The sequence below is a fragment of the Microbulbifer sp. S227A genome (assembly GCF_049800935.1).
Map to the genome: position 1 here is coordinate 1 of NZ_JBNAFZ010000014.1, position 11,825 is coordinate 11,825.

Consider the following 11,825-nt stretch of genomic DNA (forward strand, 5'->3'; position numbering starts at 1 on the left):
GAGAGACGCATATGAAGGTATTGGTGCCTGTCAAGCGCGTGATTGACTATAACGTCAAGGTTCGAGTGAAGGCGGACGGAAGCGGTGTTGATCTTGCGAATGTCAAGATGTCGATGAACCCGTTTGACGAGATTGCGGTGGAAGAGGCGATCCGTTTGAAGGAAGCGGGCCAGGCGGATGAGATCGTGGCGGTTTCGATCGGTGTCAAGCAGAGCCAGGAGACGCTGCGCACGGCGTTGGCGATGGGGGCGGACCGGGCGATCCTGGTGGTGGCCGCGGATGACGTTCACAGCGATATCGAGCCGCTGGCGGTGGCCAAGATCCTCAAGGCGATCGTGGATGAAGAGCAGCCCGGCCTGGTGCTCTGTGGCAAGCAGGCGATCGACAACGACATGAACGCCACCGGTCAGATGCTGTCGGCGCTGCTGGGCTGGAGCCAGGGCACCTTTGCCTCCGAGCTTGGCATCGATGGCGACAGCGCGGTGGTGACCCGCGAGGTGGATGGCGGCCTGCAGACCATCAAGGTCAGGATGCCGGCGATCATCACCGTGGACCTGCGCCTGAACGAGCCGCGCTATGCCAGCCTGCCCAACATCATGAAGGCCAAGAAAAAGCCGCTGGATGAAAAGACGGCGGCGGATTACGGCGTCGACGTGGCGCCGCGCCTGTCGATCGTCAAGACCGCCGAGCCCGAGGCCCGCGCCGCGGGGATCAAGGTGGGTTCGGTGGACGAGCTGGTTGCGAAACTCAAGGAAGTGGGGGCTGTATAATGGCTGTACTTTTGCTTGCCGAGGTTACGGATGGCGAACTGGCGCTGGACGCGACGGCAAAGGCGGTGACCGCCGCAACCATGCTGGGCGATGTGACCGCGCTGTGCTGTGGCGCCTCAGCCGCCGCCGCGGGTGAGGCCGCCGCGAAGATCGCGGGGGTATCCAGGGTTCTGGTGGCCGAGGATGCCAGCCTGGGCCACCGCCTGGCCGAATCGACGGCAGCGTTGATTGCCAGCTTGGCCGGAGAGTATGAACATATCGTTGCCCCGGCCACGACCGACGCCAAGAACGTGATGCCGCGGGTGGCCGCGCTGTTGGACGTGATGGTGATTTCCGACGTTTCCGGGGTTGTCGACGGCGACACGTTCGAGCGCCCGATCTATGCGGGCAACGCGATCCAGACGGTGAAATCGGGCGATGCGAAAAAGGTCGTGACGATCCGCACCTCGACCTTTGACGCGGCGGGTGACGGCGGGTCGGCCACGGTTGCGACCGTGTCGGCGGCGGCGGATCCGGGCCTGTCGGAATGGGTCGAGGACAAGGTTGCCGAGAGCGATCGCCCCGAGCTGACCTCGGCGGGGGTGGTGGTTTCCGGCGGCCGCGGCGTCGGCTCGCAAGAGGATTTCGCGCTGATCGAGAGCCTCGCCGACAAGCTGGGCGCCGCCGTCGGAGCCTCGCGCGCGGCGGTCGATTCGGGCTATGCGCCGAACGACTGGCAGGTGGGCCAGACCGGCAAGGTCGTCGCCCCCGATCTCTATGTCGCGATCGGCATCTCGGGCGCCATCCAGCACCTCGCCGGCATGAAAGACAGCAAGATCATCGTCGCCATCAACAAGGACGAAGAGGCCCCGATCTTCCAGGTCGCCGATTTCGGCCTCGTCGCCGACCTCTTCACAGCCGTCCCCGAACTCACCGGGAAACTGTGAAGCGGCTCCGGCCGGGTGACCCCCCGAGCACCCGGCCGGACTCATACAACCGCTGGACGATACTCGCGGTTTCCGTGGGCCCTCAAAGTCCGTTCGCACGATTCAGACTCGGCAGCATGTCGCCGCCCAAACCCCCATCTTCTTCGGCTTTTGCGTCTTTGACCTGCCTCCTGCTGCGCCCTCTTCCATTGCCTTGCCCCCTACCCTGTCGCGCCCTTGTCCGGCTTAGCAACGTAATGGGAGTTGTCAGCTGTCAACTCGATCTCTTTTAAGTCGGAAACGACGGCATCGAGAGCCGTTGTCATTAACCTGGATAATGGTGAGCCAAAGGGTCTCCCCACCCGGGCCACACAACTTGTGATTGTACTACTTGCGCCGATCTGGCGGGCTACTGTCTACGCATGACGCGGTTTGGGCCGGTTGACAGCTGTCAACACCGTGTGCCAGCGGCATCGCAAGCCCTGTCCCAACGTATGGAAATAGGCACTCCCAGCTACAAAACGCAGCAATTAGCGCGCGGCACCCCGAGACCGGTTGATATGGCCAGAAGACCCTCTGCACAGTTCGACCCCCTGCCCCGCCCGAGATCATGCCTGACAGGCCGCCGTGCCGCTTGCGTCTCCCCAGCCTCAACGGGCAACTCTGAGAATATTGCTCATTCCACGTCAGCCTCTGATCGCGGTCACGATGCGCTCATGTTGGTTGGTTACGCACGGTTGGTGTTGAGCAAAGCCATGACCATGGGACCGGGCGAAAACGCTCCCTCGGCGGCCCTGCCCGACAGGTTTCGCAAGTAGCCACCAGCGCATCTGATATGGCTGAAACGTTGCAGAATGCAGGCCACGGTGATGGCCGCCCCGCCCGGTCCGATATGCCGTTGAGCCTCGTCCCAGGCCGATGCGCTGATGCCCATCATGCTGCGGACAAAGGCGGCAGCGCCGATCAACTCGCGCCAGTTTTGTGGCACGCGATCACAGTAAGGCAGGATATCCGGGCAGGCTTTCAGCACCAGCGCCAAGGGAATTGACGGATCTTTTTCAGACATGTCTTGGGGTCTATTTGGGCGGTTCGGTTTCGCTGCGTGGTTTTCTTCACAAGACGGTTCAGATTCATAAGAGTCTGGTTGTGAATTCTGTAAGTGGCGCTCATTTTCGCTGTCATTGCCGCTCGCTTTTTCTGTTTCTGCGGGGTTGTCCACTGTCAACATGGCCTGAATATCCCGCAAGATCTGTTCAAGCGCGGATTTGAGAGCGGACAGTTGCACGAGATCCAGCTTGCGGCGGCTTGCCTTGTGAACTTGCATCAGGCGGTCCAATACGGCGGACCAATCGCCGGGCAGGCCCTGGTCCTGTCCGTAAAGCGCCAGCTTCAGCGCGTCGCGTTTGAGCAGGGTCACGGCTTCGCGGGCGAGTGCGTGTTCCGCACGGGCGGCTTTCTCGGCCTCGGCTTGCTGCTGGATTTCTTCGGCCTGAACGAGGAGGGGGCGCAGGTCAAAGCCAAAGGCACGGGCAATCGCGCCATCGGGGCCACGGCGGGCATAGCGCTTGCCATTCGGGCTGTCGTGACGGGCGATCAAACCGGCCCGCACCAACGCCGCCAGGTGCCGGCGCAGGGTGCTCTCGGCCATGCCATGCGCGCGCTCTGACAGTGCGGCATTGGACGGGAAAACCACCAGGTTGCCGTTATCCGACAGGTTTGCATCGGGATGAAAGCTGAGCAGGGCGTTGAGAACCGCAAGATCGCGGTCGCTCACGTCATAGCGTTTTCGCGCGCAACACAAGGCGCGGAACACTTGCCATTTGTCGATATGCGGACTCGCTGGCGCGGCCCGCTGTGCGGTAAGCCGTGCCATCAGGGCAGCCGTCACCGGCCGCTGCCCGAAGGGCGTCGTTGTAAGCTGTTGCATGTATTGTCACGAGACAAAACTTTTTCGCCCGCCGGACTCGACGCCAGTTGACAGCCGTCAACAGATGGACCAAAATCGGAATTGCTACAAACCAGATTAGGCCTCTTGGGACATTGTCCTGGGGGGTCTTTTCGTTTTGTGGTGTCGTGCCTCCTGTTATTGTTTACTGCTCGTTTGCGTGACGCCGTGAACCGGCGCCCTTCTTAACCCGCGCCTGTTTTCCAGCGGGTGTGAAGCTCTTGCAGGTTGTCGATCAACCAGTCTTCGAATCCTGCGGTCTTTTTGCGGTCAAGCGTCAGAACCGTCTTGCCGGCGCTGCGCTTGACCTGCCCCAGCTGCGCGCCATTCTCGGCGGTCAAAGCCTGCACCTGGCGCGGGGCAGGGGGGACACGCGACGGTGTCAGCGCCGTCATCACCGCATCAAACCGGTCATCCGAGTTTTCGCCAAGCGCCGAGTCGATCGCCCTGTTGGTATTCTTTTCGGTCAGCAGATCGGCCAGCTTCAACCAGCGGTCCCGCCCGACAGAGGGCGCCGCCCCGACGGCGGCAATCAGCCCCTCGGGAATCCGGTCAGCTACGGAAAGCATACGGGAAATCAAGGTTTTATCCACGTGCAGGGCATCGCAGATCACCTTGCGCTCATAGCCCATGTCGCGCATCTGGCGGGCAAAATTGACCCGCTCGATAAAGCTCAGGTCGCGCCTGGCGCTGTTTTCCTGGCCTTGGGCGACGATCAGGTCACGGTCATCCAGAACCCGCACGAGCGCCTTGACCGGTTCGCCCATGGCACGCAGGGCGGCAACGCGGCGGCGGCCATAGACTATCTGATAGCGCTCGGCGTCATTCGGGTTGGGGCGCAGCAGAACCGGCACCTGTTGCCCGTATTCGCGGATCGATTCGATCAGCTCGTCCAGCCCCGCCGAATCGTCCAGACGGTCACGCAGGCCACCCATGTCGATCATCCTCGGATCGACCTCCTGGACCGCTCGGGATTTCAGGTCGGAAATGGACTGGCTGACCGCGCCGATGGCACCGGAACTGTATCGCGGCCGGGTGACATCGACCCGCGCGCCGCTGGCGGGTTGGGCCGGGGCAGGGGGGGCATCCATCAGCCCCTTCATCAGATCCTTACGCGCCATGGCCCCGTCCCCAAGCAGATTGCACCAGCGTTTCGATTTCGCCATTGACCTGATTCAGGCTCTCGATCGCGCGTTCATAGGTCGAGCGGGTGAACTGGCTCTTTTCCACCTCGTAGAGTGTCTGTTTGGTGATCCCCGCATCCGAAATCGCCGTGGATTTCAGCATCGGGTGATTCAGCACATGTTCGCCGAACATCGACCGCATGAAGCTGACCATCTGGTTCTGCGGCCCGTCGCCGGGTTCATAGCGGGTCACCACATAGCGCAGCCAGTCATAGGACATGTTGCCGCCCGCCTCGCCGACAACTCCGAGAAGGTTCGAGGTCATCAACAGGAATTGGCACATGGACATGACATCCAGCATCTGCGGATGTACCGTCACCAGCACCGCGGTCGCGGCCGACAGCGCCGACATCGTCAGAAACCCGAGTTGCGGTGGGCAATCCACAATCACCACGTCATAATCCTGTTCCACGGTCGACAGCGCCGCGCCAATCCTTGTGAAAAACAGGTTGCCGTCCCGTTGCGCCAGCGCACGTGGCGTTTCATGTTCGAATTCCATCAGGTCCAGGTTGCCCGGAATGATGTCGAGATTGGTGAAATAGGTCTGCTGGATCACTTCGCGCAGCGGCACCGGGTTGTCATAGCGGATCGCATCATAGAGCGTACCGCCGTCCAGCAGGTCAAATTCCGGCTGAAACCCGTGCAGCGCCGACAGGCTGGCCTGCGGATCAAGGTCGATCGCCAGCACCTTGTACCCGTCCAGCGCCATCTTCTGCGCCAGGTGGGCGGCGGTTGTCGTCTTGCCCGAGCCACCCTTGAAGTTGATCACGGTGATTACCTGCAAATGATCGCCGTCATGGCGGCCGGGCAGGTAGGTTCCCGGCGTCTTGGCCCCGGCTTCGAGCAGTTCGCGCAGGTTCTGAATGTCTTCGGGGGAATAATAGCGTCGCCCGCCGGCGCGGGTTTCCGGCGACGGCCCGCGCCCGTCCAGGTGCAGCTTGCGCAGATAGGCGTCCTTGACGCCCAGCAGGTCCGCCGCCTCGCCCGAGGTGAATTTGCGCAGGACCCGCTTGGCATCCGGCGGGAACAGCTGCGCGCGATGCGCTTGCAGCCGTTCTGACAACAGCTTTGCGTGCTCCCCCACGAGGAGGTCAATGCGTTCACCCCGTTGCCCTGCGGATGTGGGTACGGATATATCCTGTGGTGTGGCGGCGCCTGCGGCCAAGTCGTTCATTCTGCCCTCGATCAGCGTTGTTGTTACGGTACATGCCGTTTCATTCGCTTGTTTCCGTAATTAATGGGGCAGAAACTCTGAGTCTTGCAAGCTTTTTTTCCACATGCGGTGGCTTCAGGCCATTGAAACACAAGAGTGTTGGGCCCATTTGCCCCGGCTTTCGGCCATGCCACGCCAATTGCTGCATTGCGGCGGACTTTGATGCTGCGGGCGTGACGGGGCAGGGGCCGAGTCGCGCCAGTCTCCGATTCCCTTGCAAGATGCTCTATTATGACCTATATGTAGGTCATAATGCAGGAGGTTCGTCAATGCAGATCGCCATCGCCGAAGCCAAGGCCCAGTTCGCCGAGCTCATCCGCCGCGCCGAGGCGGGAGAGGCGATCGAGTTGACCCGCTATGGCCGGCCCGTGGCCCGGATCGTCGCCGCAACCCGGCCCAACAAACGGTCTCTGATCGGTTCCATGGAAGGGGCGTTCACGCTTCCGGCGGATATGTTCGAGGCGGATGAAGAGATCGCGGATATGTTCGACAAGGGCGCGGCCTCCTGAGTGCGGGTTCTGCTTGATACCCATGTGTTGCTCTGGGCTGTCCTGAACGACCCGCGCCTGACCCCGGCGCAGGCCCGGGCGATTTCCGAAGGGGAAATCTATCTGTCGGCGGCGAGCGTCTGGGAAATCGGGATCAAACGGGCCATCGGCAAGCTCGAAGTGCCGGACAGCCTGTTCGACATCGCGGTCGATGCCGGGTGCCGGCCCCTGCCGATTTCCTGGACCCATGCCGAAGCGGCAGCGGCACTGCCGATGCATCATAACGACCCGTTCGACCGGATGCTGATCGCCCAGGCGAGCTGCGAGAATTTGACTCTTGCCAGCTCAGACGGCAAGTTCACGCCCTATGGCATCGCGTTGATCACCTGAAACCTGCGCCGCCACCGGAAAGGGCAGGGTGACGGGTTCGTCGAGCCGGGCTTCCTTGTAAGGGAGCTGAGCTTGAATTCTCGGGCTCTGGGGGTTGGATTTCGCCTGCTCCACTTTGCATCCGATAATGCAAGATTATCAGACATATATGACTGAGACCGGGTGGGGCGGTTTTCTCGCGAATGCCCAGAGGAAAGCGCCGCAGGTGCCGGGCGAAATCTCACTGAGTCAGAAATAATTTGCCTATGTTGAAACTTCTCGCTGTCGCCTTTCGTGGTTGAGGGCATGGCGCATCCAAGCCGGAGCGCGTTGAGACCAACCTGAAAGGAAAGATTATGAAATCCCAGGCTCTTGTGACATCCCTGATCGCCCTTGCCGCCAGTCCGGCATTTGCCGGGGGCCATGCGCCGGTTTCCGGCTATGCGCTGGCTGACGGCGGCGCAAAGCTGGTTGTGATGCGCGATCTGATGGCGCCGGCGGACGTGATGACGCACAGCCTGGCATCTTCGGTGCAGGCGATTGCCTGGCGTCCGGTGACGGGCGAGTTGCTCGGGTTTTCCGATGGCATGATCGCGGCCATCGATCCGATGTCGGGCGAGATGACCGATCTGGGTGCCTCCTTTATGGAAGATGCGATGATCGGCGATGGCAAGATGGTGGCGTTCGACTTCAACAACAAGATCGACGCGGTGCGCGCCGTGACATCGGCCGGAGATAACCTCGTCTATTTCCCGCAAGGTTTCGGCGGCAATGACGAGCGCGCCGGCTCGGTGCGCCGCTTTACCAGCCTGGCCTATGCCGAGGGCGATTCAATGGCGGCTGCAACGCCGATGATCTTTGCCAATGCCTATACAAACGCGATCAATGGCGAGACAGCCAGCGCGACCTTTCAATACGCGCTTGACGCGCAGACCGATACGCTGGTCAGCCTGGCCAACAATGCGGGCACATTGGAAACCATCGGCAAGATCACGGTTGATGGCGTGGCCGTCGATTTGGCCCCGATGGGCGGGTTCGACATCGTCTCGGCAAAGGAAGGCGAGAACATGGCGCTTGCTATCCTGCAATGGGAAGGCGCGCCATCGGCCGGGCTTTACGAGATCGACCTTGAAACCGGTGCGGCCACGATGAAGGCTGACCTTGGAATGGGTGGAATTACCGGCTTTGCGGCATCGCTCGGCAAGTAGCCGGGACGATCGGGTAGCGAGTTGACTGGTAGCTGTGCAGGATGGTCCCGGCGGCGAGACATTGCCGTTCGGGGCCATTTCTGTCAGGCAGGCAGGGAACAGAAGCGAGTTGAATGGCGCAAGGCGTGCATGACCGACCGAAAGGACATTGAAGAGCTGATCGGCAAGGTTGCGCTTGGCGACCGGTCCGCGCTGGCCCTGCTCTATGATGCCACAAGCGGGAAATTGTTCGGTGTCTGCCTGCAGGTCCTGAAGAACCGGCCGGAAGCCGAGGATGCGCTTCAGGACGTGTACCTGCGGATCTGGGCCAAGGCCGACAGATATGCGGTGACGGGTCACAGTCCGATGACCTGGCTCATCACGGTTGCGCGCAATCTCGCGATAGATCGGCTGCGCGCCAGGAAAGACCGTCATGTGGGTCTCGACAGCGTGGGTGAGCTTGTCGAGAAGCGCCCCGGACCCGAGGCTGCAAGCATCGCCGCGTCCGAGCAGCGCCGGATCAGCGCCTGTTTCGAGGAACTGCCGCAGGCGCGCGCCGATGCCGTGCGTGCCGCCTATCTTGACGGAGCGACGTATCAGGCGCTTGCAGAGCGCTTTGGCGTTCCGCTGAACACGATGCGCACCTGGCTGCGCCGCAGCCTGATGTCCCTGAAGGAGTGTCTTTCGCGATGAGCGACCAACAGGACATACCGGAAGACGAGGCCTTGGCCGCCGAATACGTCTTGCGCCTGCTGGACGCGGAGGCAGAGCGGGCATTTGAAACAAGGCTGCGGACCGAAGCGGACCTTGTTGCGCATGTGCGGTTCTGGGAAGCCGAGCTCGCGGCCTTGACCACCGGGTTGCCGGATCAGGCGCCGCCGCCCTCGGTCAGGGCAAAGCTGGTCGCCGAATTGAATGCCGGCGGAACACGCCGGGGACGCGGTTGGTTCAGGGGCTGGCTGAGCTTGCCCGCATTGGCCGCTGTTGCGGTCGCCGCATTCCTCGTCCTCGGCCCCATGCTGCGCGGTCCGGCCTTCGATCCGTCGCTCCATGCGACGCTGATCTCGGCAGACGGCACCGTGCATATCGAGGCGGGCTATGCCCCGAACGGCAATCTGTTCAAGGTGATCCCCGAACTGGGCGTGCCGGCACCGGGCCGCGATTTCGAGCTTTGGGTGATCGGCGCGACTGCCGGCGCGCCCGTGTCCCTGGGTGTGATCCCGGCAGATCGCGAAAGCCTCTTTGAGATCACGCCCGAGATCGCAGCCTTGATCGATGGCGGTGCATTGGCTGTCTCGGAAGAACCCGAAGGCGGTTCGCCCACGGGCGCGCCCACAGGGGCCATTCTGGCGACCGACGAGTTTTTCGACGCCGATTTGTTCCAGGCTGGCTGAAACCCCGTCACGCATCGCGCCAAGGCCCCGGCGCTCTGAACAATCGCGTCCGAGATGGGCACGCGGTTGAGAGCGTGACGGTTATCGCGGTTTCGGTTGTCGGGGGTTCCATTCGGCGGATGCTCTGAACCACTGACGTGTTGGCAGCAGCCTGCCCATGTCCCCGCGATGCAGAAGCCTTCCGTCGACTTCCCGCTGGCCAGGATTGCAGCACAGCTCCAGCCACGCCATGTGCGCGATCATCCGGGGCGGAAAACGATGTCAGCCATGTCCGGGTGACAGGGCGGGCAATCGAACAGCAATTGATTTGACGACACCCGGCGGGCTGGCCCAGGGGTCACATGATGCCCGTGGCGCAGCTCACGAGGAAGGTGATCAGCGCCGCGACACCGAGTATGCCTGCGAGTTCCGGCCACCATCCGAAATCATAGACCGTGGGATCGTTGTCGTTGGATGTTTGCATGGGTCTCTCCTGTTATTGTCCCAGGCCGGGCAGCCAGAGCGCGATCTGAGGGAAGATGATGACCAGCGTCAGCCCGATCAGCTGGAGGCCAATAAAGGGCAGGACGGCGAGAAAGATCTCTTGCAGCGTTACATCTTTGGGAGCGACGGATTTCAGGTAGAAACAGGCCGGGCCGAAGGGCGGGCTGAGCATGTAGATCTGGATGTTCATGGCAAACAGGATGCCGAACCAGACCGGGTCATAGCCCAGTTCCACCACCACCGGCGCGAATACCGGCACCGTGATAAAGACGATGGCGATCCAGTCCATGAAAGTACCCAGCAGCATGATGATGCCCATCATGATCAGGATCACGACGATCGGCGCCACGTCCATTCCGGTCAGCATGTTCCTCAAGAAGCTGGTGCCGCCCAGCAGGTTGTAGATGCCCACAAGGCTCACCGCGCCGACGATCAGCCAAACGATGGAGCCGGTGGTAACCGTGGTGGCCCACAGCCCGTCACGGAAGCCCGCCCAGGTCAGTTCACGCCGCATCACGGCGAGGATCACCGCGCCGGTGGCGCCGAGCGCGGCGGCCTCGGTCACGGTGGCGACTCCGGTGTAGATCGAGCCCAGCACGCCGCCGATCAGGATGAAGGGCAGGATCAGCCCGGTCATGTAACGCAGGCGTTGGTTGAACGGCAGCGCGGCCTCGGGCGCGTCATAGGCGGGTGCCAGCGCCGGGTTCAGCCGCGTGCGGATCAGGATGTAGGCCACGTAGAGACCGGCCAGCAGGAAGCCGGGCAGGAAGCCGGCCGAAAACAGGTCTTTCACCGAGACCCCGGCCTCCGATCCGTAGACGATCAGCACCACCGAGGGTGGGATCAGCGTGGCGAGCGAACCGGACGCGGCGATGGTGCCGATCGACAGCTTGCGATCATAGCCCAGGCGGAACATCTGCGGCAGCGCGATCAGGCCCAGGAGCACGATCTCGCCGCCGACGATGCCCGACATCGCCGCGAGAATGACCGAGACAAAGACGGTCTGTACCGCCACGCCGCCCTTCATCCGGCCGCCGAGAATCGCCATCGAGGTGAAGAGCTCCCGCGCCACGCCGCCGCGTTCCAGGATATTGGCCATAAAGACAAAGAAGGGCACCGCGACGAGCGTGTATTTCTCGAACACGTGGACGACATTGGAACTGACCAGGATCAATCCTGGCGCGCCGAACTTCAAGAGCGCGGCAGAGAGCGAGACCAGCAGGGTCGAGGCGCCCAGGGGCACGCCGACGGCCATCAGGAAGAACAGGCTCGCGATGATCAGTAACGTGATGACTTCGATGCCCATCGGATCAATCCTTCATGTCGACGGTCAGATCCATGTGGCCGGTTCCGTGGTCGTGAACCTGGTCATCGGGATCAAGGATGTGGGCGATGATCTGCAACGCGTACATGATCAGCGAGATCACGATCATCACCTTCAGATAGGTCGGCAGGGGCGGGTTGAACGCGCTGCCCGAGCGCTCCATGTGGCCGATCGCGCGCAGGAAGGGCTGCCAGTTGGCCCAGAGCAGGCCCAGCACGGCAGTCAGGCTGACCAACATGGCGACGCGCCGCATTCGTGCCCATGTCTTGTGGCCGACGACGATCTCCATCACCGTGACGGTAATGTGCCTGTGCTGCTGGGTCACGGCGGCGGCCGAGAGCATCCAGGCGCTGGCGCAGAGCGCCATGACGATCTCGGTGGTCCAGACCGTCGGCGCATCCAGCGCGTATCGGGTGAACACCTCCCAGACCGACAGGCCGATGGCGGCCAGGTAGAACGGCCCGCAGGCCTTGCCCGTAAACACGCTCAGCTTTCCTATGGCGGTCGCAAATCTGCGTCGCATGTCTTTCCTCCTCCGCACCGTGGGATGGGCGGCCCCCGGT

At 62.2% G+C, this 11,825-nt stretch carries 13 protein-coding genes; 7 read left to right on the top strand and 6 right to left on the bottom strand.

What is annotated here, in order from left to right:
• Positions 1 to 11 precede the first annotated feature (11 nt).
• Positions 12 to 770, top strand: a complete 759-nt coding sequence (locus tag ACP15R_RS22650; protein WP_424985798.1) for an electron transfer flavoprotein subunit beta/FixA family protein — start codon at positions 12 to 14, stop codon at positions 768 to 770.
• Positions 770 to 1,696 (top strand): electron transfer flavoprotein subunit alpha/FixB family protein, encoded by a 927-nt coding sequence (locus ACP15R_RS22655; RefSeq protein ID WP_424988274.1) that lies wholly within the window; start codon positions 770 to 772, stop codon positions 1,694 to 1,696. Before ACP15R_RS22650 ends, ACP15R_RS22655 begins: the two co-directional genes overlap by 1 nt.
• A 706-nt stretch (positions 1,697 to 2,402) precedes the next feature.
• Here the strand turns inward: ACP15R_RS22655 and repC are convergent.
• From repC to repA, 3 genes are all read right to left on the bottom strand, one after another.
• A complete protein-coding gene (gene repC / locus ACP15R_RS22660; RefSeq protein WP_424988275.1) occupies positions 2,403 to 3,602 on the bottom strand; it encodes a plasmid replication protein RepC in 1,200 nt (399 codons plus the stop codon).
• A gap of 203 nt (positions 3,603 to 3,805) precedes the next feature.
• Positions 3,806 to 4,741 (bottom strand): plasmid partitioning protein RepB, encoded by a 936-nt coding sequence (gene repB / locus ACP15R_RS22665; RefSeq protein WP_424988276.1) that lies wholly within the window; start codon positions 4,739 to 4,741, stop codon positions 3,806 to 3,808.
• Complete coding sequence (repA, locus tag ACP15R_RS22670; protein ID WP_424988356.1) at positions 4,731 to 5,969, bottom strand: plasmid partitioning protein RepA; 1,239 nt, start codon at positions 5,967 to 5,969, stop codon at positions 4,731 to 4,733. The genes repB and repA overlap by 11 nt, the downstream gene beginning before the upstream one ends.
• A gap of 317 nt (positions 5,970 to 6,286) precedes the next feature.
• Between repA and ACP15R_RS22675 the strand changes: the two genes are divergently transcribed.
• The 5 genes from ACP15R_RS22675 (at position 6,287) to ACP15R_RS22695 (ending at position 9,455) form a co-directional block, all read left to right on the top strand.
• Positions 6,287 to 6,526, top strand: a complete 240-nt coding sequence (locus ACP15R_RS22675) for a type II toxin-antitoxin system Phd/YefM family antitoxin (RefSeq protein ID WP_424988277.1) — start codon at positions 6,287 to 6,289, stop codon at positions 6,524 to 6,526.
• Entirely contained in the window at positions 6,527 to 6,895 is a 369-nt protein-coding gene (locus ACP15R_RS22680) for a type II toxin-antitoxin system VapC family toxin (protein WP_424988278.1), read from the top strand.
• A 335-nt stretch (positions 6,896 to 7,230) separates the two neighbouring features.
• Positions 7,231 to 8,082, top strand: a complete 852-nt coding sequence (locus ACP15R_RS22685; RefSeq protein ID WP_424988279.1) for a DUF4394 domain-containing protein — start codon at positions 7,231 to 7,233, stop codon at positions 8,080 to 8,082.
• Between the two features lie 129 nt (positions 8,083 to 8,211).
• Positions 8,212 to 8,754 (top strand): sigma-70 family RNA polymerase sigma factor, encoded by a 543-nt coding sequence (locus tag ACP15R_RS22690; protein ID WP_424988280.1) that lies wholly within the window; start codon positions 8,212 to 8,214, stop codon positions 8,752 to 8,754.
• On the top strand, positions 8,751 to 9,455 hold the full coding sequence (locus ACP15R_RS22695) for an anti-sigma factor (RefSeq protein WP_424988281.1): 705 nt from the start codon (positions 8,751 to 8,753) through the stop codon (positions 9,453 to 9,455). Before ACP15R_RS22690 ends, ACP15R_RS22695 begins: the two co-directional genes overlap by 4 nt.
• A gap of 337 nt (positions 9,456 to 9,792) precedes the next feature.
• Here the strand turns inward: ACP15R_RS22695 and ACP15R_RS22700 are convergent, their stop codons facing one another.
• Genes ACP15R_RS22700 through ACP15R_RS22710 form a run of 3 tightly spaced genes read right to left on the bottom strand, consistent with a single transcriptional unit; the run spans position 9,793 to position 11,785 of the window.
• Positions 9,793 to 9,918: a hypothetical protein gene (locus tag ACP15R_RS22700; RefSeq protein WP_424988282.1), complete on the bottom strand. Its 126-nt coding sequence runs from the start codon at positions 9,916 to 9,918 to the stop codon at positions 9,793 to 9,795.
• Positions 9,919 to 9,930: 12 nt separating this feature from the next.
• Positions 9,931 to 11,244 (bottom strand): TRAP transporter large permease, encoded by a 1,314-nt coding sequence (locus ACP15R_RS22705; protein ID WP_424988283.1) that lies wholly within the window; start codon positions 11,242 to 11,244, stop codon positions 9,931 to 9,933.
• A gap of 4 nt (positions 11,245 to 11,248) precedes the next feature.
• Positions 11,249 to 11,785: a TRAP transporter small permease subunit gene (locus tag ACP15R_RS22710; protein WP_424988284.1), complete on the bottom strand. Its 537-nt coding sequence runs from the start codon at positions 11,783 to 11,785 to the stop codon at positions 11,249 to 11,251.
• Positions 11,786 to 11,825: the final 40 nt, after the last annotated feature.

Excerpts from the sequence above, each read along its gene's own strand:
- ACP15R_RS22650 (WP_424985798.1), top strand. The coding sequence starts at position 12 with ATGAAGGTATTGGTGCCTGTCAAGCGCGTGATTGACTATAACGTCAAG.
- ACP15R_RS22655 (WP_424988274.1), top strand. The coding sequence starts at position 770 with ATGGCTGTACTTTTGCTTGCCGAGGTTACGGATGGCGAACTGGCGCTG.
- repC (WP_424988275.1), bottom strand. The coding sequence starts at position 3,602 with ATGCAACAGCTTACAACGACGCCCTTCGGGCAGCGGCCGGTGACGGCT.
- repB (WP_424988276.1), bottom strand. The coding sequence starts at position 4,741 with ATGGCGCGTAAGGATCTGATGAAGGGGCTGATGGATGCCCCCCCTGCC.
- ACP15R_RS22675 (WP_424988277.1), top strand. The coding sequence starts at position 6,287 with ATGCAGATCGCCATCGCCGAAGCCAAGGCCCAGTTCGCCGAGCTCATC.
- ACP15R_RS22685 (WP_424988279.1), top strand. The coding sequence starts at position 7,231 with ATGAAATCCCAGGCTCTTGTGACATCCCTGATCGCCCTTGCCGCCAGT.
- ACP15R_RS22690 (WP_424988280.1), top strand. The coding sequence starts at position 8,212 with ATGACCGACCGAAAGGACATTGAAGAGCTGATCGGCAAGGTTGCGCTT.
- ACP15R_RS22695 (WP_424988281.1), top strand. The coding sequence starts at position 8,751 with ATGAGCGACCAACAGGACATACCGGAAGACGAGGCCTTGGCCGCCGAA.
- ACP15R_RS22700 (WP_424988282.1), bottom strand. The coding sequence starts at position 9,918 with ATGCAAACATCCAACGACAACGATCCCACGGTCTATGATTTCGGATGG.
- ACP15R_RS22705 (WP_424988283.1), bottom strand. The coding sequence starts at position 11,244 with ATGGGCATCGAAGTCATCACGTTACTGATCATCGCGAGCCTGTTCTTC.
- ACP15R_RS22710 (WP_424988284.1), bottom strand. The coding sequence starts at position 11,785 with ATGCGACGCAGATTTGCGACCGCCATAGGAAAGCTGAGCGTGTTTACG.